General features: G+C 71.6%; 23 protein-coding genes. 13 read left to right on the forward strand and 10 right to left on the reverse strand.

Annotation, left to right across the window (positions count from 1 at the left end):
• The first annotated feature begins 174 nt into the window (after positions 1 to 174).
• The 4 genes from MRBLMI1_RS06795 (at position 175) to MRBLMI1_RS06810 (ending at position 3,477) form a co-directional block, all read left to right on the forward strand.
• A complete protein-coding gene (locus MRBLMI1_RS06795; RefSeq protein ID WP_367728722.1) occupies positions 175 to 1,164 on the forward strand; it encodes a DNA-directed RNA polymerase subunit alpha in 990 nt (329 codons plus the stop codon).
• Positions 1,165 to 1,206: 42 nt separating this feature from the next.
• Positions 1,207 to 1,782 (forward strand): 50S ribosomal protein L17, encoded by a 576-nt coding sequence (rplQ, locus tag MRBLMI1_RS06800; protein ID WP_367728725.1) that lies wholly within the window; start codon positions 1,207 to 1,209, stop codon positions 1,780 to 1,782.
• 70 nt (positions 1,783 to 1,852) lie between these two features.
• A complete protein-coding gene (truA, locus tag MRBLMI1_RS06805; protein ID WP_367728728.1) occupies positions 1,853 to 2,707 on the forward strand; it encodes a tRNA pseudouridine(38-40) synthase TruA in 855 nt (284 codons plus the stop codon).
• A 77-nt stretch (positions 2,708 to 2,784) separates the two neighbouring features.
• A complete protein-coding gene (locus MRBLMI1_RS06810) occupies positions 2,785 to 3,477 on the forward strand; it encodes an endonuclease/exonuclease/phosphatase family protein (RefSeq protein ID WP_367728731.1) in 693 nt (230 codons plus the stop codon).
• A 188-nt stretch (positions 3,478 to 3,665) separates the two neighbouring features.
• On the opposite strand, the gene MRBLMI1_RS06815 is transcribed toward MRBLMI1_RS06810, so the two are convergent.
• Together MRBLMI1_RS06815 and MRBLMI1_RS06820 are read right to left on the reverse strand one after the other, a co-directional pair.
• Entirely contained in the window at positions 3,666 to 4,256 is a 591-nt protein-coding gene (locus tag MRBLMI1_RS06815) for a hypothetical protein (RefSeq protein ID WP_367728738.1), read from the reverse strand.
• A 113-nt stretch (positions 4,257 to 4,369) separates the two neighbouring features.
• Positions 4,370 to 6,148, reverse strand: a complete 1,779-nt coding sequence (locus tag MRBLMI1_RS06820) for a DUF4012 domain-containing protein (RefSeq protein WP_367728741.1) — start codon at positions 6,146 to 6,148, stop codon at positions 4,370 to 4,372.
• Positions 6,149 to 6,234: 86 nt separating this feature from the next.
• Between MRBLMI1_RS06820 and MRBLMI1_RS06825 the strand changes: the two genes are divergently transcribed.
• Positions 6,235 to 6,885 carry a hypothetical protein gene (locus MRBLMI1_RS06825; protein ID WP_367728754.1) on the forward strand — a complete coding sequence of 217 codons (651 nt, stop codon included), beginning with the start codon at positions 6,235 to 6,237 and terminating at the stop codon, positions 6,883 to 6,885.
• A 4-nt stretch (positions 6,886 to 6,889) separates the two neighbouring features.
• Here the strand turns inward: MRBLMI1_RS06825 and MRBLMI1_RS06830 are convergent, their stop codons facing one another.
• Together MRBLMI1_RS06830 and MRBLMI1_RS06835 are read right to left on the reverse strand one after the other, a co-directional pair.
• A complete protein-coding gene (locus MRBLMI1_RS06830) occupies positions 6,890 to 8,008 on the reverse strand; it encodes a hypothetical protein (RefSeq protein WP_367728756.1) in 1,119 nt (372 codons plus the stop codon).
• On the reverse strand, positions 8,005 to 9,690 hold the full coding sequence (locus MRBLMI1_RS06835) for a sensor histidine kinase (protein ID WP_367728757.1): 1,686 nt from the start codon (positions 9,688 to 9,690) through the stop codon (positions 8,005 to 8,007). Before MRBLMI1_RS06835 ends, MRBLMI1_RS06830 begins: the two co-directional genes overlap by 4 nt.
• A 175-nt stretch (positions 9,691 to 9,865) precedes the next feature.
• On the opposite strand from MRBLMI1_RS06835, the gene MRBLMI1_RS06840 reads away from it, so the two are divergent.
• Positions 9,866 to 10,750, forward strand: a complete 885-nt coding sequence (locus MRBLMI1_RS06840) for a fructose 1,6-bisphosphatase (protein ID WP_367728762.1) — start codon at positions 9,866 to 9,868, stop codon at positions 10,748 to 10,750.
• Positions 10,751 to 10,862: 112 nt separating this feature from the next.
• Here MRBLMI1_RS06840 and MRBLMI1_RS06845 read toward each other — a convergent pair whose 3' ends face one another.
• Complete coding sequence (locus MRBLMI1_RS06845) at positions 10,863 to 11,939, reverse strand: hypothetical protein (protein ID WP_367728764.1); 1,077 nt, start codon at positions 11,937 to 11,939, stop codon at positions 10,863 to 10,865.
• Between the two features lie 148 nt (positions 11,940 to 12,087).
• Here MRBLMI1_RS06845 and MRBLMI1_RS06850 point away from each other — a divergent pair, with 148 nt between their 5' ends.
• Positions 12,088 to 13,551: a glycosyltransferase family 2 protein gene (locus MRBLMI1_RS06850; protein ID WP_367728765.1), complete on the forward strand. Its 1,464-nt coding sequence runs from the start codon at positions 12,088 to 12,090 to the stop codon at positions 13,549 to 13,551.
• A 96-nt stretch (positions 13,552 to 13,647) separates the two neighbouring features.
• On the opposite strand, the gene MRBLMI1_RS06855 is transcribed toward MRBLMI1_RS06850, so the two are convergent.
• Together MRBLMI1_RS06855 and MRBLMI1_RS06860 are read right to left on the reverse strand one after the other, a co-directional pair.
• Positions 13,648 to 14,628: a response regulator transcription factor gene (locus MRBLMI1_RS06855; RefSeq protein WP_367728768.1), complete on the reverse strand. Its 981-nt coding sequence runs from the start codon at positions 14,626 to 14,628 to the stop codon at positions 13,648 to 13,650.
• Positions 14,629 to 14,755: 127 nt separating this feature from the next.
• Positions 14,756 to 15,781 (reverse strand): glycoside hydrolase family 6 protein, encoded by a 1,026-nt coding sequence (locus MRBLMI1_RS06860; RefSeq protein WP_367728771.1) that lies wholly within the window; start codon positions 15,779 to 15,781, stop codon positions 14,756 to 14,758.
• Positions 15,782 to 15,937: 156 nt separating this feature from the next.
• Between MRBLMI1_RS06860 and MRBLMI1_RS06865 the strand changes: the two genes are divergently transcribed.
• The gene (locus MRBLMI1_RS06865) at positions 15,938 to 16,258 is read left to right on the forward strand and encodes an ATP-dependent DNA ligase (protein ID WP_367728773.1); all 321 of its coding nucleotides are present in this window, start codon (positions 15,938 to 15,940) and stop codon (positions 16,256 to 16,258) included.
• Between the two features lie 42 nt (positions 16,259 to 16,300).
• On the opposite strand, the gene MRBLMI1_RS06870 is transcribed toward MRBLMI1_RS06865, so the two are convergent.
• Complete coding sequence (locus MRBLMI1_RS06870; protein ID WP_367728775.1) at positions 16,301 to 16,759, reverse strand: MarR family winged helix-turn-helix transcriptional regulator; 459 nt, start codon at positions 16,757 to 16,759, stop codon at positions 16,301 to 16,303.
• Positions 16,760 to 16,950: 191 nt separating this feature from the next.
• Here MRBLMI1_RS06870 and MRBLMI1_RS06875 point away from each other — a divergent pair, with 191 nt between their 5' ends.
• On the forward strand, positions 16,951 to 17,277 hold the full coding sequence (locus tag MRBLMI1_RS06875; protein ID WP_367728777.1) for a hypothetical protein: 327 nt from the start codon (positions 16,951 to 16,953) through the stop codon (positions 17,275 to 17,277).
• A gap of 3 nt (positions 17,278 to 17,280) precedes the next feature.
• On the opposite strand, the gene MRBLMI1_RS06880 is transcribed toward MRBLMI1_RS06875, so the two are convergent.
• Positions 17,281 to 17,577: a hypothetical protein gene (locus MRBLMI1_RS06880; RefSeq protein ID WP_367728779.1), complete on the reverse strand. Its 297-nt coding sequence runs from the start codon at positions 17,575 to 17,577 to the stop codon at positions 17,281 to 17,283.
• A 147-nt stretch (positions 17,578 to 17,724) separates the two neighbouring features.
• Here MRBLMI1_RS06880 and MRBLMI1_RS06885 point away from each other — a divergent pair, with 147 nt between their 5' ends.
• From MRBLMI1_RS06885 to MRBLMI1_RS06900, 4 genes are all read left to right on the forward strand, one after another.
• A complete protein-coding gene (locus MRBLMI1_RS06885) occupies positions 17,725 to 18,102 on the forward strand; it encodes a DoxX family protein (protein WP_367728780.1) in 378 nt (125 codons plus the stop codon).
• A gap of 13 nt (positions 18,103 to 18,115) precedes the next feature.
• Positions 18,116 to 18,661 carry a 2'-5' RNA ligase family protein gene (locus tag MRBLMI1_RS06890; RefSeq protein ID WP_367728784.1) on the forward strand — a complete coding sequence of 182 codons (546 nt, stop codon included), beginning with the start codon at positions 18,116 to 18,118 and terminating at the stop codon, positions 18,659 to 18,661.
• Positions 18,655 to 19,032 (forward strand): PPOX class F420-dependent oxidoreductase, encoded by a 378-nt coding sequence (locus MRBLMI1_RS06895; protein ID WP_367728787.1) that lies wholly within the window; start codon positions 18,655 to 18,657, stop codon positions 19,030 to 19,032. Before MRBLMI1_RS06890 ends, MRBLMI1_RS06895 begins: the two co-directional genes overlap by 7 nt.
• 128 nt (positions 19,033 to 19,160) lie before the next feature.
• Positions 19,161 to 20,210: a helix-turn-helix domain-containing protein gene (locus tag MRBLMI1_RS06900; RefSeq protein ID WP_367730814.1), complete on the forward strand. Its 1,050-nt coding sequence runs from the start codon at positions 19,161 to 19,163 to the stop codon at positions 20,208 to 20,210.
• Between the two features lie 18 nt (positions 20,211 to 20,228).
• Here the strand turns inward: MRBLMI1_RS06900 and MRBLMI1_RS06905 are convergent, their stop codons facing one another.
• On the reverse strand, positions 20,229 to 21,194 hold the full coding sequence (locus MRBLMI1_RS06905; RefSeq protein ID WP_367728789.1) for an LLM class F420-dependent oxidoreductase: 966 nt from the start codon (positions 21,192 to 21,194) through the stop codon (positions 20,229 to 20,231).
• Positions 21,195 to 21,292: the final 98 nt, after the last annotated feature.

A 21,292-nucleotide genomic window follows, 5' to 3' on the forward strand; every position in this document is an offset into this window, starting at 1 on the left:
TGAGATCCCGAGGGGCCCTGTGCTCCTCGGGATCGACGCGCGTCGCGCGTCCCAGCACTTTCCGGGAAGCCTCCCGCCCCTGTTCCTCCGGGGCGAGGCGTCCTCGGGGACAACTCAACACCTCACCCCATTACACGTGTCATATAGCGGGCACGTGATCGAAAGGAACACATAGTGCTCATCGCACAGCGTCCCACTCTGACCGAGGAGAAGATCGGGGAGTTCCGCAGCCGTTTCGTCATCGAGCCGCTCGAGCCCGGCTTCGGTTACACGATCGGCAACGCGCTGCGTCGCAGCCTTCTGTCCTCCATCCCCGGCGCGGCCGTCACGAGCATCCGCATCGACGGTGTGCTGCACGAGTTCAGCACCATCCCGGGCGTGAAGGAAGACGTCACCGAGATCATCCTGAACATCAAGCAGCTCGTCGTCTCGAGCGAGCGCGATGAGCCCATCACCGCGTACCTGCGCAAGACGGGTGCCGGCGAGGTCACGGCGGCCGACATCTCGGCTCCGGCCGGTGTCGAGGTGCACAACCCCGAGCTGGTCATCGCCACGCTCAACGACACCGCCAAGTTCGAGCTCGAGCTCACCATCGAGCGTGGCCGCGGCTACGTGTCCGCGACGCAGAACCGCAACGAGTACGCCGAGGCCGGTCAGATCCCGATCGACTCGATCTACTCGCCGGTGCTCAAGGTCAGCTACCGCGTCGACGCCACCCGTGCCGGGGAGCGCACCGACTTCGACAAGCTCGTCCTGGACGTCGAGTCGAAGCCCTCGATCGCGCCGCGCGACGCCGTCGCCTCCGCCGGTCGTACCCTCACCGAGCTGTTCGGTCTCGCCCGCGAGCTGAACGTCGAGGCCGAGGGCATCGAGATCGGGCCCGCCCCGGTCGAGACCGTGCTCTCGAACGAGCTCTCCATGCCGATCGAGGACCTCGACCTGTCGGTGCGCTCGTACAACTGCCTCAAGCGCGAGGGCATCAACACCGTCTCCGAGCTGGTCGCCCTGTCGGAGACCCAGCTGATGAACATCCGCAACTTCGGTCAGAAATCGGTCGACGAGGTGCGCGACAAGCTCACGTCGCTCGGCCTGTCGCTGAAGGACTCGGTGCCCGGCTTCGACGGCGCCCAGTACTTCGGCGGCTACGACGACGAGACCGTCTGACCTGTCGGACCCGACCGAACCTTCCCACTGGAGTAACACGACATGCCCAAGCCCACGAAGGGTCCCCGCCTCGGAGGCGGCCCGGCCCACGAGCGTCTGCTTCTCGCCAACCTCGCGGCAGCGCTGTACACGCACAAGTCCATCAAGACGACCGAGACCAAGGCCAAGCGCCTGCGTCCGCTCGCCGAGCGTCTGATCACCTTCGCCAAGCGTGGCGACCTGCACGCGCGTCGCCGCGTGCTGAGCGTGATCGGCGACAAGGACGTCGTGCACACCCTGTTCACCGAGATCGCGCCGCTGGTGGCCGACCGTGACGGCGGCTACACCCGCATCACCAAGGTCGGCAACCGCAAGGGCGACAACGCGCCCATGGCCGTGATCGAGCTCGTCCTCGAGCCCGTCACGAAGAAGCCGTCGTCGTCGAAGGCCGCCGCGCCCGCCGCCGCAGCCCCCGCCGCCGACGAGGCGCCCGCCGACGAGGCTCCCGCCGAGGAGACCGCCGCCGACGAGACCGCCACCACCGACGAGGCCGCCGACGCCGGCGCCGAGTCGCCGGAGGAGGGCGCTGCTGCCGAGGCTGCGGCCGAGGACGCCGTCGAGGGCGACACCAAGGCCTGAGCGCCTTCGCTCGATCGAAGCCCCCATCCGTCCGCGGGTGGGGGCTTCGTCGTGCCTCTAGGCTTGTCGGGTGCGCATCCGTCTCGACATCGCCTATGACGGCACGCACTTCCGCGGTTGGGCGCGGCAGCCGCACCTGCGCACGGTCCAGGGGACCCTCGAGGACGCCCTCGCCCGGATCGTCGGCGGCGACCCGCGGCTGGTCGTCGCGGGCCGGACGGATGCGGGCGTGCACGCGAGCGGCCAGGTCGCGCACGTCGACCTCGACGAGGCGCAGGCGGCCCGTCTGCCGCGCCGCCGCAACGACCCGGGCGCCGATCCCGTCGCGTCCCTGGCGGGCCGCGTGCGGGGCGTCCTGGGTGCGTATCCCGACGTGACCGTGCGCCGGACGAGCTTGGCCCCCGACGGCTTCGACGCGCGCTTCTCGGCGGTGTGGCGGCGGTACGTCTACCGTCTCGCGGACGCGCGGACGGGGTACGACCCGCTCCTTCGCGCCGCGACGACCACGGTCAAGGCCGACCTGGACGTGGACCGGATGGATGCCGCCGCCCGCAGCCTCATCGGCCTGCACGACTTCGCCGCCTACTGCAAGGCGCGCGAGGAGGCGACCACCATCCGCACCCTCCTCGAGTACGACTGGCACCGCGGTGCGGACGGCGTCCTCGTGGCCCACGTCCGCGCAGACGCCTTCTGCCACAGCATGGTGCGGGCCCTCGTCGGAGCCTGTGTCGCGGTGGGGGAGGGGCGTCTCGCCGTCGAGGACGTCGTGGCCATCCGCGATGCCGGTCTGCGGACGGCGGACACCAAGGTCCTGGCGGCGCGCGGTCTCGTGCTCGCCGAAGTGGGCTATCCCGCCGACGACCTGCTCGCCGCGCGGGCGGAGCAGACACGCAATCGCCGCGACGCCGACGACATCGGGTCATGAGCGTGCCGCGCGGGTGCCGGGAATCCGCCGCAAGCCCCCCGCGTCCGCATCTTCGGCGGGCCTAGGCTGTCATCGCCATGAAGGTCATCTCGTACAACCTCCGCAAGCACCGCGCCGCCGGTGAGCTCGCCGCGCTCGTCGAGGCGCACGCCGTCGACGTCCTCTGCCTCCAGGAGGCGGACACCCGCGATCTTCCCGCGGAGATCGCCGGTCTCCACCTTGCCGACGCGACGCAGCGCAACAGGCTCGGCCTCGCCGTCTACTACCGCGCCAACACGTTCCAGGCGCAGGAGGTCCGCGCGATCGGCCTCAAGAAGTCGCTGCACGACTACGTGCTGAAGCCCGCCGAGGAGCGGATGCTGGGCGTGCGCCTGCGGGACATCGACCACGGTCGCGAGATCATCGTCGCGTCGTTCCACGCGGCGCCGCTGACGGCGCTGAACTCTCTGCGGCGTCATCAGATCCGCACGGCGCTCTCGGCCCTGCAGGATCTCGGTCCGGGCCTCCCGGCGCTCATGGTGGGGGACTACAACTACCCCGTCTTCAAGGAGAACCTCGGTCAGAAGGTGCGGGACCAGGGCTACGAGCTGACGCTCAGCGACGCGCGCACCTACACGCGCTATCGGTTCTTCCGCGGTCACTACGACTTCGCGACGTCCAACGGGTTCGACATCGCCCACATCAGGACGCTTCCGCAGGGTCTGAGCGACCATCTGCCGATCCTCATCACCGCGGACGTGTCGTCCCGACGCCCGCCCGCCGTCGTCTGAGCGGGATGGATGCCGCTCACCGTGGCATCCATGAGGCGTGAACTCCCCCTCAGCCGGAGGGATGCCGCAGGCGACGGCATCCGCCATGCCCCTGCCCTGACCGGTGTTGTGCGCCGGGGACGGATTCGGACCCGGGGAACGACGAAGGGCCGCCCGCGATGCGGACGGCCCTTCGAGCGGAGCTGAGGTCAGGCGGCGTTCTGACGCGAGCGGCGCACCGTGGTGCCGACCGCGATCGCACCACCGGCGAGGACGAGCGCGCCGCCACCGACCCAGAGGCCGAGGAGCGAGCCGGAGTCCAGACCCGTGGCGGGCAGGCCGCCGGCGTTCGAACCGCCGGTGCCGGTGCTGCCACCGGTGCTGCCGCCGGCGCTGGCGCTGTCACCCGCGACGACCGAGACCGAGCGGCCGCTCTCGAGGCCCACGAGGGTGATCGAGTAGGCGCCGGCAGCGGTGTCCGGGAACTTGAGGTTGACCGCGACGGAACCCGACGCGTCAGCCTGCGTGCGCAGGCTGCTGTTGGTCTCGACGGCCGTCTTGACGATGGCCGTGGTGATGCCGAGGGCGCTCTCACCGGTGATGGTGAGGCCCACGGTCTCGCCCGGAGCCATCGTGCCGGCGGGGAGGGTCAGGCCGAGGGTCTCGCCGGGGCCGGTGCCGCCGGACGTCTCAGCGACGGCGGGGTCGGGGTACTCGGCGTTGGCGGCGGTCGGGACCGCGAGCGCCATGCCCGCGGCGAGAGCGAGAACCGCGGAGGCGCGGACAAGCTTGTTGTTCATGGTGGCACCCATCTAGATCGAAGGCATGCGCCGAGAAGATCACGGCACATGAAATCGAGAGCCGAGGCGACCCCCCAAGGCCCCACACCGGGTCTCGACTCTCTTAGGGGAGATTATTCAGGAAAACCACAGCCCACGCCAACTCGGGACGTTTCATTTGCGTAAACAGTGGGCGTGAGAAGAGCGTCCAGCTCCGCGGTCGCGGGGGTTCCCGCCCTCAGGAGGAGTTCGGCCTGCTGACCCGGAGCGAGCTGCACCGACCACTTCACCACGCCGTGCCCGCGGTCCGTGTCCGTCGTGGCGCTCGCGGCACTCCCGGCGCTGGACAGCCTCTGATCCTGGAGCACCGCTCCCTCGGGGAGGTAGACGTACACCCCGGTGAGCGCCTGGCCCTCCGGCACACCGAATCCGCCGCCGCCCGTGACGTACGCGGGGAGCGTCGCGGGGTCGGGGGCGTCGTTGCGCAGCGTCACGCGGAGAGACGCCGCGTCCGCGCCGCACCACGCCGTCTCGACGTCGACGTGCAGGTAGTAGTCCATCTTCGACCCGGTGCCGTCGTTGAGGTAGACGCCGAAGGCGGTGCGGTCGGCGTCGCTGACGGGGAGCGCCCCCTGGAGGGTCGTGCCGTCGAGGACGGCCTGCTCGGCGGCATCCGCGCTCCACATCAGGAGGCGGCGCTGCTCGCCCGCCTCGGTGAGCGCGTCGATGAGGGCGGCGGGGTCGGCGCGGCCGTCCGCGAGCGCCTGGAAGACCGAGGCCGCGGCCGACTGGAAGAACGCGTCCTGCTGCGCGGGGACCTCGTAGCGGCGGTACACCTCGTCGAGGAGGAGGGACACGGCGTTGTCGGACGTGATCACGTCGCCGGTGGGCAGGGTGATCGGACCGGTGGCCCGGAGGATGTACGACAGGCTGACCGGATCGAGGGCGATGACCCCGTCGACGGCGGTGCCGGTCTCGCGCAGCCACATCTCCCGCGCGATCGGGGCGCCCATGGTGAAGTCGGGGAGCTGCGTGACGTTCTGGATGAACCGGGCGGGCCGGGTGCCGAAGATCCGGAGGGTGTCCTCGGGCAGGGCGACGACCGGGTCGTCCGGCGCGGGGGCGCGGAAGTCGCCGGACGAGCCCTGCGCACCGAGGGAGATGCGGCCGTTCTCGGTGTCGATCTGGGCCACGGCGCCGACGATCCCGCCCATGGACCGCCACTCGGCGTTGTTCTGGAAGGCGACGAGATACGTCCGCGGACCGTTCGCCCCGAGGATGGCGGGGACGATCCGCGTGGCCCGGTGCAGCGCGTCGGCGGACACGGACGCCTCGGAGACGAGGTCGCGCGCCTGGCCCACCGCCTCCCGGACGACGCCGAGGAGGGGGCGTTCGTCGATGCCGGCGAGGTCGTCGGACGCGCCGGCGAGAGCGGTCGCCGCGGCGCCGGCGGCGGGTTCGAGGGCGGCGATGCGCGCGACGTCGAACGCGCCGTCGACGGGGCGAAGGGCATCGGCTGAGAGCCCGGACGCGGCCTCGGAGAGCGGCCCCAGGGCGTCGGCGGCGACATCGTCGATGGCCGCCGCGAGGCGCGCCACGGCCGCCAGCTGCGGTCCGACCCAGGGCACCGTCTCGGCGGCGCGCCAGACCGGGTCGCTGGTGAGGGATCGCGCCGCGGAGGTGTCGTCACCCACCCCGCCGAGCAGCGCCGCGGCCGCGGCCGGGTCGTCGATCGAGGCCGAGGCCGCGGCGACGGAGTCCTGTGCGTCGCGCAGGTGCCCGTAGGCGAGCCACCCCCGGACGCCCACCCACGCGACGGCGAGGACGGCGACGGCGAGGACGGCGCCGACCGTCCAGGCGAACGCCGTTCCGGCGGCGCGCGACGGCCGACGGCGGGGGGCGGGGTCGGTCACGCGGACCACCCTAGACGTTCGGGCCGTGCGTCGACCGCCGGCGACCCCGCGTCCGCCTAGACTGGCCGCTGACCCGGGGAGGACGCATGGGGGACGGTGCACGACGACGTCGGACCGCGCTGAGCGCGATCGGCATCATGACGGCGGCGCTCGCCCTCAGCGCGTGCGGCGCACCGCCGTGGGCCACCGGAGGCGGAGCCGCCCCCGTGGAGACCGCGACCGCGGCCCCGACCACGGCACCGGCGCCGAAGCCCGTCCCGAACGACCTCTCCAGCGGCTCGACCCAGCGGCCGCTGCAGGCCGGTGCCGTCAACGCGACCGTCGACTACTGGTCCAAGCTCTCCATGGACCGGTGGACGGCCACGGCGCTCAAGCCGGTCAGCATGTCGATGGTGACGACGGTGACGCCCAACGACGGCCAGAAGGTCTACCTGCAGCGCGCGACGATGACGGCGGTGCCCGGCAACGCCAATCAGTCGTTCGCGCCGCTCGATCCGCAGATCGACGAGTCCTCCGTCGCTCCGGGGTACCTCGTCCTCGACCCGTACAGCTACTCGCAGACCTTCACGATCGGCGAGGTCCCGCCGGGGGCGACGTTCGTGACGCTGCAGTTCACGTACGACTTCCTCGTCCAGACGACGCCCACGTCGAGCGAGTTCGCGAAGCAGACCGCCAGCGACAGCATCACCGTGGCCATCTCGGGCGGCGGGGAGCCCGAGCCCTCCGCGTCCAGCTGACGGCTCAGGCGTCGAGCCGCTCCCACCGGTCGCCTCCGAGGCGGGACGCCTGGGCGGCGGCCCCGTCCGCCGCGGCCGCGAGGACGTCGAGGTCGTAGCTCCCGCTCTCGGCGGGCACCCAGCCGACGCTGGCCGACAGCTGGACGGCGATGTGGCTCGTGGCATCCAACTCGGTCACGCGCCGGAGCATCTCGCGGACGTGCTCGCGCAGGACCGGTCCCGGCCGGCACACGACGGCCACCACCCGCCCGCGGGCCGGACTGCCGAGATCCGCCTCGGCGGGCAGGGTCGTCGCGACGACGTCCTCGAACGCCTCCACGATGCGCCCCCAGCTCGCCTCGCCGGCCGCGCCGCGCACGTGGTCCGCGTCGTCGATGCGGATCGCCAGGACGGCCCACCCCGGCTCGTGTGCGCGCCGTGCACGCCGGAGGCGGTCGCGGGCGGTGACCGAGAACTGCGGCCACGACGTCGCTCGGAGGGTTCCGACCGGCGACACCGACGTGAAGTACAGCAGGCTGACGATCGCGCAGACGAGGAACACGAGCATCGCGAGGCCGTTGAGCACCCGGGTGAGCTCGAGATCGTCGGCGCGCACGGGCAGGAGGAGGCCCGACAGCAGCACCCAGCACCCGAGCGCCACGAAGCCTCCGGACACGATCGTGAGCGGGAGCACGAGCCGCTCCTGGCGGTCGGCCGCCCGGCGCAGCTCGAGCAGCGTCAGCCCGGCGAAGACCGACGCCCCGAAGAAGCCGACCCGGAACGCGAGCCCGTAGACCTCCGAGGCCGACGCGACGAGGAAGCCGCCGGCGGTGATCAGCGCCTGGGCGACCGCGATCCAGGGGAGGGCGGGGACGCCCCGGCGGGCCCGGAAGCCCGACCAGATGAGGGCCGGGGCGCCGAGCATGAGCCCGAGACCGGCACGGCGGATCTGCTCGTCGCCCAGGGCGGAGCCGGTCACCGACACCCAGGTGCTCGTCATCGCCAGGACGAAGGCCAGTGACCACAGCAGGGACGCCTTCGACGGGCGGTGGAGGAAGCCGAGCCCGATGACCATGACGGCGCCCAGCGTCGCGACGGTCGCCTGCGCCAGGCCGAGGTTGGCCATCGCGACGTCGAAGGTCATGCCGTGCGCTCCTCCGCGCCGGGCCCGTCGGCGCGGGCGGGGAGCGTGATGCTCACCGTCGTCCCCGCGCCCACCTCGCTCTCCAGGGTCAGGGAGCCGCCCTGCTGCTCGACGATGCTGCGGACGATGCCCATCCCCAGCCCGGTCCCGGGGGTGGTGCTCTCGCGCACCGCGCGAGCCCGGTAGTAGGGCTCGAAGATGCGCGGCAGGTCGTCCTCGTGGATGCCGATGCCCGTGTCGGCGAAGTGCAGGACCACCGTGCGGCCGAGGCGATCGGCGTCGCCGATGATGCGGACCGTCCCCCCGCCCGGCGTGTACTTGATGGCGTTGCTCAGGACGTTGTCGAAGGCCTGCCGGAGGCGGAACGCGTCGCCCACGACCTCCAGGCCCTCGCCCAGGTCCTCCTCGATGGTCACCCGGCGCGCCGCGGCCGCGGGACGGAACGACTCCAGCGACGAGGAGATGATGCGGGCGGCGTCGGACACCGCGGGTGCCGCGTCCTCGCGGAACACGCCGCGCGAGCTGGCGAGGATCTCCGAGATGAGCGACTGCATGCGCTCGCCGGCGCCGGCGATGACCTCGATCTGCTCTCGCACCTTGGGCGGCAGCGTCGGGTCGTCGAGCGCCAGGTCGGCGTGGCCGACGATCGCCGTCAGAGGATTGCGCAGCTCGTGCGACACCGTCGCCGCCAGGCGCTCGCGGGCGCGCTCGGCTTCGATGAGCGCCGTGATGTCGTGCACGATCAGCAGGGTGCTGGGCGGCTCGTCCGACGACATCAGGCGTCGGGTCGACACCGACAGCGCGTGCCAGTTCCCGTCCGCGTCGTACAGCCAGACCCGCTCGTCCTCGAACTGCTCCCCGCGCGACGCCCGGATGAACGGCCGCTCCCCGTCGGGCAGCGGGTCCCCGCGCAGCGCGGCGTACTCCACGGCGCCGCCGGGGCGCTTCGGGTCGTCGCGGTCCACCCCGTAGAGGGCGACGTAGGTGTCGTTGAGCGCCAGGACCTCGCCCTCGGCCGACAGCCGGGCGATGCCGGTGTCGAGGCCGTTGAGCATCTGCGACACCCGGCGCTCCTGGCCCGTCACGCGTTGCAGCGTCCCCTGCAGGCGGGTGGCCTGGCGGCGCAGCAGCTGCTTGAACGCCCGGGTCTGCCGCGAGGTCATGTACGCGGTGATGCCGATGAAGGTGAGGGTGAGCAGCACGATGATGAGCCGCAGGGCCTGCACCGGTCCGAAGCCGTTCACCGTGGCATCCACCAGGATCATCGTCCCGACCCCGGCCAGCGCGGTGATGAGCAGCACGAGGCTGAAGTACGTCGCGAGCCAGATGATGGGGAACGCCCAGAAGAAGCCGAACCGCAGGTCGGTGCCGAAGGCGAGCAGTCCGATGCCGAGGACGTCGCCGAGGGGGATGGCGGCCACCGCGGTCCGCGGAACGCGATGCCAGGGGACGACGAGGGCCGCCGCGGTCAGGGCGATGATGAGGGCCACGCCGGTCGAGAAGGTCCACACCCCGAACAGCTCGGGCTGCAACGCCTGCACGACCAGCACGGTGATCACGACGCTCGCGCTGAGGACCAGCTGCTGGAGCCAGACGGACCGGGTCCTGCTGCCGGGGCCGGTGTCGTCCGTGCCGCTGCGGTCGCGGGGGGACGTCGTCGATACGCCGCCTGCGACTGCCATGCCTCCGAGTGTATAGAGGATGGTGTACTCTGCTGCTCGCCATCCTGTCTCTGCTCCGCCGACAGCCCTCCCGAGGGTCGTCGTCCGGTCAGACTCCCCCTGAGGCCTGCATCCCGCAGCGTGATGGTCGTTCGTCGACCTCGGCGCCGTCCCGCGCCTCACCTCAGGAGAATCCATGAGCACGCCCTCTCGCCGTCGCGTCGCGCGCACGGTCGCCTTCGCCGCCGCCCTCGCCCTCGTCGGGCCCGCCACTCTCAGCGGGTGCTCGCAGGTGGCGGACGCCTTCAACGCCCTGCAGGGGCAGACCTCCGGCACGCAGTCCGTCGTCGTCGCCACCCCCGCCCCGCAGTCCTCGACGGGCGCGATGCCGTTCGACTCGCAGTTCACCTACGACGGGTCCGTGTCGCTGTCGTCCGAGGTGGCCGACGGCCTCGAGGTGCGCCTCGACGTGTGGGCCGTCGACCCGAAGCGGACGATGGAGTGGACCGCCTCGAATGAGAAGCAGCTCGGGTTCGCCGTCAACGTCTACGACCACCGCGTCGACGAGAAGGCCGTGCTCACCCAGAAGCGCCGGGTCTACCTGTCGTCGATCTCGGTCACGTCGCAGACGGCGCAGACCGGGGGGCAGGTGTCCAACCCGTTCCAGTTCAGCGCCGACCCGCGCACGCTCGTCCCCTCCGACACCCAGCGCTCCGACCGCGGCCTGCTGCTGAACAGCTACCAGGGCGGCCTCCTCATGCCGACGACGTCCATCCGTCAGCTGCCCAACGACTCCTACGGCCTCACGCTGGAGTTCGCCCTGAACGTCTGGGTCGAGGGTGCGCCCAACAGCGAGGGCTCCTTCTCGCAGCAGACCGTGTACCAGTACCTGCCCATCGCCATCTACGCGGACCAGGCTGGCAGCACCGGATCGACCACGACGCAGAACGGCGACCAGTCCGGCGGCCAGCAGTCGGGGTGGGGACAGAACGGTCAGCAGTCCGGGTGGGACCAGAGCTCGTCGGGCCAGCAGGGCTCGGGGACCGGCACCGGCCAGAGCTGGGGCGACGGCCAGGGCTGAGCCCGGGTTCAGGCGTCCGACTCCGGTCGGGTGCGCGCGCGGCCAGGGCTGAGCCGCGGTTCAGGCGCCCGACTTCGGTGGGGCGGACGCGCGGTCAGGGCTGAGCCGGGTCTCAGGCGTCGTCGAATTCCCGCAGCGACGGACGCAGGCGCCGCGCCTCCATGAGCGTGGAGAGCGCGGCGACGTCCGTGATGCGACGGTGCGCGAACTCGAGGTCGGGGGTGTCGTCGTACCCGATGCCGGGCATCCGCGCCGCGAAGGCCCGGCGCACGTCCTCGTCGACGTCGCCGACGCGTTCGCCCGGTACGAGCAGGATCACGGTGTCGCGCGCGGGGACGCCCGCGGCGCCGCGAGGCTCCGCTTCCCGGGCCGCGTCCACGATCGCGCTCATCATCGTCTCGGCGCGGTCGGCGTTGTGCGCGCGTCGGATCAGGTCGATCTCCGGCAGGCGGACGGTCACGGCCGTGATCCGGCCGTGGGTGCGCAGCAGCTCGGCGGCCTCCCGGCGGAGCGCGCCGCGGTCGAAGGCGCGGGTGCCCGGCGCCGGGTCGTCGTCGAGCTGGCGTCCCATGAGGACGGTGCCGACGCCCATGAGCACGATGGCGACGGCGCTGACGATGGAGGTCAGCTGCGCGGACGCGACGGCGTCCCAGGCGTCCGAGTACATGCCCGCCGCGGCGGCGACGACGAGCCGGCCGAGGTTGAACACCGCGAACAGCGACAGCGTCGTCGCGAGGACGCCGGAGCCGACGAGGTCGCGCAGCGGGCGGCGGCGCAGCTCCCAGGCCGCGAGAAGGCACGCGGCCGCGATGGCCGCGGTCTTGACCAGGGTCGCCTCGTCGAGCGGGATGAGGAAGGTGACGCCGAGCATGAGGATGGCGGCGGCGCCCGCGCTCAGCACGCCGATCGCGGCACGGGCGTTGAGCCGCCGCGCGAGCGCCCACACCATCGCCGGGGCGAAGACGTTGGTGGCGTTCCCGACCGCGGCGGCGACGGTGCCGCCGCCGAGGATCTCGAGGGCGTTCATCACGGCGCAGACCAGCGCCGAGAGCGCCGAGACGCCGACGTAGCGGACGAGCTCCGCCCGCGGACCGCCCCGGTCGTCGCCGTGGCGCCCGTGGGCGAGGAACAGCACCGACGACGCGATCACAGCGGCCGCGATGGCCGCGACGAGGTCGAGGACGCCCATTCCGTGCCCATCCCCATCCTTCTCGCGTCGCGATGCAATCTTCAGGAAACCTTGCGGCGACGACTGTGCTGTCCGGCGGATGCCTTGCGGCGACGCTACCAGAGTGATTCCTGGTAGAACCGCCGACCACCGACAGGAAGACACCGCCATGACCGACGCGCGCAGCTTCGCGAGCTCCACCCGGACTCTCGCACACCAGCCCGTCGCCCTCACCGAGGAGCACGGCTTCGCCGACGACTTCTCGGCGGTGCTCGAGAACACCTCGGTCCACCGTTCGACCATCGGCTGCATCATCCCCGCGTACAACGAGGAGGAGTCGATCGCCGACGTCATCGAGGGCCTGCTCAGCCAGACCCGCGTGCCCGACGTCATCCACGTCGTCGTCAACAACACCTCCGACGCGACCGTGAAGATCGCCTCCGAGTACAGCGGTCCGCACGAGATCCACACCGAGCTCGGGGAGCAGTTCACCGAGGTCTTCGTCCACGACATCGGCAAGAACCCCGACAAGAAGGTCGGCGCGCTGAACTACGGCTACTCGCTCGTCGAGGGCTACGACTACCTCCTCGGCGTGGACGGCGACACCATCGCCGACAGCAAGGCCGTCGAGTACCTCGAGACGGAGGCGGTGTCCGACTCGCGCATCGGTGGCATCTCGGCCATCTACACGATCGACGACAAGCCCATCAAGGGCATGATCGCCCGCTTCCTCACCGCGGGTCAGCGCACCCAGTTCGCCGCGTTCAACCTGCAGAACATGCTCCGCGGCCGCAACATGGCGGTGCTGGGCGGGCAGTTCTCGATCTTCTCGACCAACGCCCTGCGCGACGCGATGAAGCAGAACCACCAGAACACCCCGTGGGTGAAGGACTCCGAGGTCGAGGACTCCCTGCTCTCGCTGCAGATCAAGAGCGCGGGCTACCTCACCAAGATCAGCCCCTTCGCCCGCGCCGACGTCGGCGGCATGACCACCCTGTCGGGCTACGACGCCCAGCAGGTCAAGTGGACGTACGGCGCCATCGAGCTCATGTGGCCGGGCCAGCGCGGCGACACGAAGGGCCAGCCGTTCCACCCCAACCTGCGTCTGCGCTGGTTCGAGAACTTCGGCATGCTCACCAACCTCTTCGTCCGCGTGGCCTTCCTGACGCTGCTGGCCGGCTCGCTGTCGATCGGCGCCTTCGTGTTCTCGCCGCTGTGGCTCATCCCGCCGGTCATCGCCATGCTGCTCAACCTGCGCATCGCGCGCACCATGCTGAACGTCAACCGCACCGACGTCCTCTTCGCGATCCTGTTCTTCCCGGCCGAGATCTTCATGTGGATCCGCATCAGCCACTTCGTGCGCTCGTGGACCCGCTTCCTGTCCCGCAAGAAGGTCGACAACTGGGCCATGCAGGCCAAGGCGGAGCGCGGTGGCGGACTCGGTCACTGGACGCCGATGATCGTCCTCATCGCCGTCGCGATCGCGCTCGCCGTCATCTGGGTCATGGTGGGCCCGATGGTGCAGTCCTCGATCCTCTGGATCGGCTGGCCCATCGTCGGCGTCGTCACCGTCCTGCAGACGCTCCTCATGTTCTCCAAGCTCGTCCGTCGTCACCACGGCTTCAAGGTCTGACGGACCCACGGTCTGATCGCGACCCGAACGCGACAGAAGACGGATGCCTCGGCCCTGGGGAGGGTCGAGGCATCCGTGATGTCCGGGAGCGGGCGCTCAGGGTGCGGCCAGCAGCTCCGAAGTCAGGCGGTAGCCGACGCCGCGCACGGTCTCGATGTACCGCGGGTTGGCGGGATTGTCGCCGAGCTTGCGCCGCAGGTTGGTCATGTGCGCCTCGATGGCCCGCTTGTCGGCCTCGCCGACGAAGTAGCTGGTGACGTACGACTCGCCGCGCAGGACCAGGGTGAGGTCGGCCTTGCTGCGTACGCGGCGCTTGGACTCCATGAGCGTGGCCAGCAGGTCGAACTCGGTCCGCGTCAGATCGAGCTCCTCGCCGCCGACGAGGACGATGCGGCTGTCCGGGTCCAGCTGCAGGTCGCGGTGCACGACCCACGGTGCGCCGTTCGGCGCGATCTCGCCGCCGAGGCGAGGGACGACCTCGGAGCCCGTCCGGTGGGCGACCTCGGTGCCGGGGGCCGTCGCCCACGGCTCGGGGCCCTGCGAGGAGGGGACCACCACGGCCGCCGCAGCGGGCGCGACGGGCACGACGGGCGGAGCCGCGGGTGCGGGCTCCGGCGCGGCGGCCGGCCGGGCACCGGGGAAGGACGGACCGACGCTGTCCTGGCGCGGAGCGCCCGAGGCGGCCGCGCCGCCGGCACGGGGCCGGCGCAGGAGCGCCTCGATGCGCGCGCGCAGCTCGCGCGGGCGGAAGGGCTTCACGACGTACTCGTCCGCTCCGGCACCGAGGCCGAGGACGACATCCGCCTCCTCCTCGAGGCCCGTCAGCATGATGATGTACGTGTCGCTCTGCTGGCGGATGCGCCGCGCGGCCTCGAAGCCGTCGATGCCGGGCATGTTCACGTCCAGCGTCGTGATCAGCGGCTGGTAGGCGATGACGGCGCGCACGCCGTCGATGCCGTTACCGACCGACACGGTCGAGAACCCCGCGGACTCGAGCACCTCGACCAGCAGGTGGCGGATGTCCGGATCGTCCTCGACGATCACCGCGGTCTTCAGCAGCTCGGTGCTGTCGCTCATCATTCCCTCTTCTAGGGCGCGGCGCGCCCCGGCTCTCCCCCGAGATGACGGTCGTTACACCGACCGTGCACATCTTCGCATACGCGTGTGTCGCCGCCGTCGCACGGCGTCGCGGGGGATCTTCGCGTCAGCGTCGTCCGCGGGTCAGCTCGGCGGCGGCCTCCGGCCACCAGGTGCCGGCGGTCGGGCCGCCGTTGCACTCGCCGTCGCTCTCGCCGGGCGGCTTGATCCACAGGTTGGTGTCGACGACGCCGTCGCCGTAGGTGCCGCCCGGATCGCCGACGAGGCGGCCGGCCGGGTTGCACCATTCGGGGCCGGCCGGTCCGGCGCCGTTGCGGGACGTGTCCACGATCGCGTGGGTCCCGCCCAGCAGCTGCGACAGCTCGTGCGCGTAGGCGAACTCGTCGGAGGTGTCCTGGTAGTTCGACACGTTGAGGGCCACCCCGCGCACGTCGGAGATGAGGCCGGTCGCGTTGATGAGGCCGGCCATCTCGGCGGCCGGATGCCACGACGAGTGGCCGCCGTCGAGGTAGATCCAGGTGTTGGTGCCGCGCAGGTTGTCGACAGCCGCCCGCAGGTGTCCCGCGCGCTCCTCCGGCGATCCGCACTGGGAGGACAGGGCGATGCTGTCGGGCTCCAGGATGACGATGCGCTGCAGGTCCGAGGCCTGGGACAGGGCGTCCCCGATGCGCTCGGTCCACGCGCGGTACGACTCCGGGTCGAGACCGCCGGCCGAGTGGTTGCCGCAGTCGCGGTCCGGCAGTCCGTAGACCACGACGGCGAGACTGGCGTCCTGATCGCGGGCCTCCGCCGCGAGGTGCGCGACGCGGTCCCACACCTGGTCGATGGGGTCCAGCTCGGGCGTGAGCCAGTAGGCGGTGGGCTGCGACGCGAGCCAGGCCGCGGCCGCGGTCTCGTCGGCGCTGCCGTCGGCTGCGGCGGCAGCCTTCGCGGCCTTCGACTCGTCCGGCGCCACGATGCGGGTGTCGACGGCCGGAGGCCGCGCGGCGAGGGTCTGGAACAGCGTCGTCACAAGGGAGCCGACGACGGCGATGGCCGCGATCACGATGACGAGCGCCCCGGCGACGAGCGCGATGACGACCGCGCGGGGGAGGCGTCGCCGCCATCGGCGGGGCCGTCGTGTGATCGCCACGGTGAGGACTCTATCCGAGCGGGGGAGGGAGGGGATGCCGCGGAGGGAGGCCCCCCGCCGGCGAGCGCGTCCTCCGCCCGCCGCATCCCCTCCCCTCGCCGACGCGCAGACCGGTCGCGCTGATAGTTAACCGCTCACTCGGGATAGGGTTTATCTGTGGGCAAACTGGTTTACAACGCCGTCGGTCACTCGTTCGATATCGAGGATCGCACCCTCGCCCATCTCCGCCTCGTCTTCATGAACAAGCTCCGTCGCTCGGAGCCCTTCATGTTCCACTTCGCCGTCGGTGACGGCAGCGGCAGCAGGTCCCTGTGGATCCATCCGTCGATCCCGCTCGTGTTCCACTTCTACGGCAGCCGGTCGCCGCAGGTGAATCGACGGTGGGTCGACGACCTCATGCTGGAGGCCAGCTCGCCGAACGGGCTGTCCATCACGCCCGAGCCCGACCCCGACTCCGCCGAGCCGCTCGCGCTCTGACGAGCCCGCGCGCGCTGGCATCCGGTCCGGAGAGCGCGGGTGTCAGGCGCCTTCCGCGTCGACGACCTCGCGCACCCGGTCGAGGAAGGCCGCGACCTGGTCGAGGGCGACCGCGGGGAGATCGCCCGCGAACTCCCGGATGCGCGCCGTGACGGGGTCGATCGCGTCGACGTCGGCGCTGCGGTCGAAGGGGACGACGTACTTGCTGCGCCGGTCGCTCGGGTTGGCGACGAAGCCGATGAGGCCGCCGAGGTGCAGGCGTTCCAGCATTCCGGTCACCGACGCGGTGGAGACGCCGAGGGCGTGGGCGATCTCGGTCGGTGTGACGTTCAGTCCGTCGTCCGCGCGTTCGAGGATCAGCCGCATGGCCGCACGCGCGTTCTCGCTCGGACCGCTGTCGGCCTGTCGCCGGCGCGCCAGGCGCGCCTCGGCCAGCCTCAACCGTTCGACGGCACGCACAGCGACGACGGCGTGATCGTCCTCGGATGTCCCGGTCGTCATGCTTCCCTCTCGCCTCTCCCAGGCTGCCCGAGCGACAGTCTAGTTAGAGGGCCGAGATGAAAACCGGCCCTTATCTGGTGCGCGAGCCGGGAAAGCAAGGGAGACGGTCGTCATTCATCCGTCATTCACTTGGAAATAGTTAGGCAATTTAGTAAAATTTCTCTACCGCCAGACTCCGGAAGGAGACGCTCATGGGCCACCTCTTCTACGGCTCGTCCGAGCGCCCCGTCGCGATACCGGACGTCGTCCTGGCGCACATCAAGGTCGTGATCGCGACCAAGCTCCGCCGCGGAGAGAGCTTCACGCTCTCGTGGCAGCACCCGCAGGGCGAGGAGACGGGCCGCAGCACGCTGTGGATCCACCCCTCCATCCCGCTGCGCTTCGTCTTCTCGTCGGTCGATCCCGAGGTGCTCGATCCGGCGATGCTCCAGCGGTACGCGACCGCCGCGAACTCCTCCAGCGGGCTCGTCGTCGATCTGGACGCGACGCCCGTCCACGAGAACGCGTCCGCGCGCTGAGAGTCAGCGACGCCGAGCCGACGCGTGCCGGTGGGCGATGACGGACATCCACTCGAGCCCCGGGCACGGCGGCGCGTTCCGCCCGCGCATGCGCTCCCACGCCTCGACGTAGATGCCCTCGAGCAGTTCCCCCGCCGCGGACGAGTGCCCCGTCACTCGCAGCAGGATCGCGTAGATCCGCGGGGAGGTGGCGTCGTAGAAGGCGACGAACGCGTCGCAGTCGCCGGTCGCGGCACGCGCCAGCAGGGCGTCGAGGTCCGCCTCGTCCGCAGGGACGGGGCGAGCGTCGGTCATCGTCACAGGGGCACCTCCGAATGCTTATTCCAGTGAATCGGTGTTGCGCGGACGGTTCTCGGGCTTGCGCGATACGTCCTCGTGCCTTAAGGGTGCCCCTTACCGGGACGTCAAGCCCCGCCGGGGTGCAGGAGGCGCGGATAGCGTCCTCGTATGAAGACGTTCGTGCGCTGGTCCCTCGCCCTCGCCATGGTGTTCGCGGGGGTGTCGCACCTCACCTTCGCCCGTCGGGACTTCCAGGCCCAGGTGCCCGACGCCCTCGTCGAGCGCGGCCCCCTCGACCGGGACCTCGTCGTCGTGGCATCCGGTGTCGTCGAGGCGGGGTTCGGCATCGCGCTGCTGGCCCTCCCGCGCGAGCGCCGACGGATCGGGGCGGCCCTGGCGGCGTTCTTCATCGCGATCTTCCCGGGCAACATCGACCAGTGGCGCAAGCGCCGGTCGGCGTTCGGACTCGACACCGACCGCAAGCGGCTCGTGCGCCTCTTCTTCCAGCCGGCCCTCGTCGCGGCGGCCTGGTGGTCGACGCGCTGAGCCGGGCCGCCCGATGACCTCGCCGATCGTCAGTCTGGAGCTGGTCTTCGACGACGACACCGACGCCGCCGTCCGTGCCGAGTGGGACGCCCTCGCCGCCGCGGACCTGCCCAGCCAGGCCCGCCACACGGGCGCGAGCAACCGCCCGCACACGACGCTCGCGGTCCGCCCGTCGATCGGAGGGATGGATGCCGCCCCGCTCGAGGCCCTGCTGCCCGTGGCGGTGACGTTGGGCGCTCCGGTGCTGTTCGGCGGGGCGCGTCACCGCGTGGTGGCGCGACTGGTGGTGCCCTCGGCGGAGCTGCTCGCGCTGCACGCCGCGGTGCATCGTGCCGCCGGGATGGGCGAGGACCTGGACCACACGCTGCCGGGGGCCTGGACGCCGCACGTGACGCTCGCCCGTCGTGTGCCGGTCGAGCGGGTCGGCGAGGCGCTGACCGCCCTGGCCGAGCACGGCGCCGGCGATATCGCGGGTCACGCGGTCGGCATCCGGCGCTGGGACGCGCGGGCGCGCGAGATCTCCACGGTCGTCGGACGTGGGACGCTGGACCCGTGCTGACCGACGACGCGCTCGCGTTCCTGAGCGAATACCACCTGGCGACCCTCTCCACCCTCGGACGCTCGGGCCGCGTGCACGCGGTGCCGGTCGGGTTCACCTACGAGGACGGCATCGTCCGGGTCATCGGGTCCCGCGGCACGCAGAAGTTCCTCAACGCCGAGCGGAGCGGCCGCGCGTCGATCTGCTCGGTGGACGGCGGGCGGTGGATCAGCTTCGAGGGGACGGCGACCGTGACCGACGACCCCGACGCGGTCGCGCACGCGGTGGAGCTGTACGCGGGCCGCTACCGCCAGCCCCGGGTGAATCCGGAGCGCGTGGTGCTGGAGATGCGGGTGGAGCGCGTGCTCGGCTCGCCGGCGTTCCGGCGCTGAGACACGGGAATCGCCCACGATTCTGTCCCCCGAACGGGGGACGGAAGCTCTAGCATGAGCATCGACGCGGCCGACCCGAGGGCCGTCGTCGGTGAGAGAACCGTGGACCGCGGGGAGTCCGAGTGCACATGAGAACGGGCGCGACGGGGGTCGCGCAATCCGATGCACGTCTCGACGAGGTCATCCGCGACCTCGCGGTCGGCGTGCACGCCCACCGTCTGCAGCGGGGGATGACCACCGCCGGCCTGGCGGCGGAGGCGGGCCTGTCGGAGTCGACCGTGAGAGCGGTGGAGTCCGGCCGCGTCAGCGCGTCGCTGGCCTCGCTCGTCGCGCTCGCCGATGCGCTGGGCGTCGGCGTGGGCGCCCTCTTCGGCGACGCGGGCGTCGTTCCGGAGGAGGGGGTCGACGATCCCGCCATGCGGAGCGTCCACGTCGTCCCGAGCGAAGTGGTCTGGGGAGGGGAGCTGCCGCCGGCCCCCTGGCTCGCCGCCGCGGGGGCGCCTGACTCCGACGTCACGCCCGCCCCGGTGGCCTCCGTCCCGCCCGTGCCGGTCGCGCCCACGCCGGTCGGGCCCGCGCCGGCGGCGACCCCGGAACCCGTCGCGCCCGCCGCAGCGGCAGCGGCGCTCCCGGACGCGGTCGTACCCGCGCCGGCCGCTGCGGAGGCCCGTCCCGCGGCCCCTCGGACGGAGCAGACGTGGGGCAATGGCATCCCGCCGGCGCCGTGGGTGGCCGAGCACGCCCCGGACGAGGAGTCGCTGCCGCAGGACTACCCGGTCCGCGCGGCGACGGATGCGGCGGGCCCGGCTCCCGATACGTCCTTCAACCGCTACGTGGTGACGGCGGCGGCGTCGGCGCAGACCGTCGTGCCGCGCGTCCACCACCTGTCTGCGGCGCGCGGGATGCAGGAGACGTCCGCGTACGTCTTCGTCTCGCCGGACGCTGCGGAGGCCGCCGTGGTCGAACCCGCGCCGCGGACCTTCGCCGACCTGCGCAAAGGTAAGCTCGCCGGTCGCACGTTCCCGTCTCTGCAGGAGTTCGCGGTCGCCGCGGTCGTGGAGGCGGGTCATCCGGTCCCGCCCATCGCCCGCATGTTCCGCGTGCCGGTGTGGCGTCTGGAACAGTGGGTGGCCGAAGCCCGCTCTCCCGCGGAGGGGCCACGCGCCGACCGGCCGTGACCCCTCGCGGAGGCGCTGTCAGAGCGCGCGGAGCTTCTCCAGGAGCGGGGCGGCGATCTCGTCGACGAAGCGCTGCTGCTCGGCGTCGCCGACCTGGACGATCGCGATGTCGGTGAAGCCGGCGTCGATGAACGGGCGGACGCTCTCGGCGAGCTCGTCCAGGTCCGGTCCGCAGGCGATGGACTCGGCGACGTCCTCGGGGCGCACGAACTGCGACGCGCCGGCGAATCCGGCGGGCGTCGGCAGGTCCGCGTTCACCGACCATCCGCCCGCGAACCAGCGGAACTGGTCGTGCGCGCGGGCGATGGCCGTCTCCTTGTCGGGGTCCCAGCTGATGGGGATCTGGCCGATCTTGCGCGACTCGCCCTCGTGGTGCTCGTCCCAGCCCTGGATGATCTCGGCATCGGGCTCGGTGGTGATGAGGTGGTCGCCGAGCGGCGCGAAGCGCGCGATCGAGTGCTCGCCCGAGACGGCCACCCCGATCGGCACGCCGCCGTCGGGGGTGTCCCACACGCGGGCGGAGTCGACGCGGAAGTACTCGCCGTCGTAGGTGACGAGATCTCCCGTGTGGAGCGCACGGATGATCTCGATGGCCTCGACGAGCATGTCCTGGCGGGCGTGCACGGCCGGCCAGCCCTCGCCGACGACGTGCTCGTTGAGGTTCTCACCCGATCCGAGACCGAGGGTGAAGCGTCCGTCGGAGAGCAGCTGCAGCGTCGCCGCCTTCTGCGCGACGACGGCGGGGTGGTAGCGGACGGTGGGGCAGGTGACGTAGGTCATCAGCTCGACGTCGGTCGTCGCGTTCGCGACCGCGCCCAGCACGGTCCAGGCGTAGGGGGCGTGGCCCTGGCTGGTCAGCCACGGGCTGTAGTGGTCGCTCGAGACGAGGAAGTCGTAGCCCGCCTTCTCGGCGCCCACGGCGTAGTCGACGAGCGCGCGCGGGCCGCTCTGCTCGGTCATGAGGGTGTATCCGAATCGCGTCATGACCGCCACGGTAGGTGTCGGGGCCGACCCGACTCTCGGGGTTGCGCGTGCCGCCGGGATACGGCAACGGGCCCGCGGTGCGTACACCGCGGGCCCGT

It is taken from the genome of Microbacterium sp. LMI1-1-1.1 (assembly GCF_040815675.1).
In the GTDB taxonomy this organism is placed as follows: Bacteria; Actinomycetota; Actinomycetes; order Actinomycetales; family Microbacteriaceae; genus Microbacterium.

Bases quoted from the DNA above. Each gene is read 5' to 3' on its own strand.
- rplQ (WP_367728725.1), top strand. From the start codon at position 1,207: ATGCCCAAGCCCACGAAGGGTCCCCGCCTCGGAGGCGGCCCGGCCCAC.
- MRBLMI1_RS06810 (WP_367728731.1), top strand. From the start codon at position 2,785: ATGAAGGTCATCTCGTACAACCTCCGCAAGCACCGCGCCGCCGGTGAG.
- MRBLMI1_RS06815 (WP_367728738.1), bottom strand. From the start codon at position 4,256: ATGAACAACAAGCTTGTCCGCGCCTCCGCGGTTCTCGCTCTCGCCGCG.
- MRBLMI1_RS06825 (WP_367728754.1), top strand. From the start codon at position 6,235: ATGGGGGACGGTGCACGACGACGTCGGACCGCGCTGAGCGCGATCGGC.
- MRBLMI1_RS06830 (WP_367728756.1), bottom strand. From the start codon at position 8,008: ATGACCTTCGACGTCGCGATGGCCAACCTCGGCCTGGCGCAGGCGACC.
- MRBLMI1_RS06835 (WP_367728757.1), bottom strand. From the start codon at position 9,690: ATGGCAGTCGCAGGCGGCGTATCGACGACGTCCCCCCGCGACCGCAGC.
- MRBLMI1_RS06840 (WP_367728762.1), top strand. From the start codon at position 9,866: ATGAGCACGCCCTCTCGCCGTCGCGTCGCGCGCACGGTCGCCTTCGCC.
- MRBLMI1_RS06845 (WP_367728764.1), bottom strand. From the start codon at position 11,939: ATGGGCGTCCTCGACCTCGTCGCGGCCATCGCGGCCGCTGTGATCGCG.
- MRBLMI1_RS06850 (WP_367728765.1), top strand. From the start codon at position 12,088: ATGACCGACGCGCGCAGCTTCGCGAGCTCCACCCGGACTCTCGCACAC.
- MRBLMI1_RS06855 (WP_367728768.1), bottom strand. From the start codon at position 14,628: ATGAGCGACAGCACCGAGCTGCTGAAGACCGCGGTGATCGTCGAGGAC.
- MRBLMI1_RS06870 (WP_367728775.1), bottom strand. From the start codon at position 16,759: ATGACGACCGGGACATCCGAGGACGATCACGCCGTCGTCGCTGTGCGT.
- MRBLMI1_RS06875 (WP_367728777.1), top strand. From the start codon at position 16,951: ATGGGCCACCTCTTCTACGGCTCGTCCGAGCGCCCCGTCGCGATACCG.
- MRBLMI1_RS06885 (WP_367728780.1), top strand. From the start codon at position 17,725: ATGAAGACGTTCGTGCGCTGGTCCCTCGCCCTCGCCATGGTGTTCGCG.
- MRBLMI1_RS06890 (WP_367728784.1), top strand. From the start codon at position 18,116: ATGACCTCGCCGATCGTCAGTCTGGAGCTGGTCTTCGACGACGACACC.
- MRBLMI1_RS06900 (WP_367730814.1), top strand. From the start codon at position 19,161: ATGAGAACGGGCGCGACGGGGGTCGCGCAATCCGATGCACGTCTCGAC.
- MRBLMI1_RS06905 (WP_367728789.1), bottom strand. From the start codon at position 21,194: ATGACGCGATTCGGATACACCCTCATGACCGAGCAGAGCGGCCCGCGC.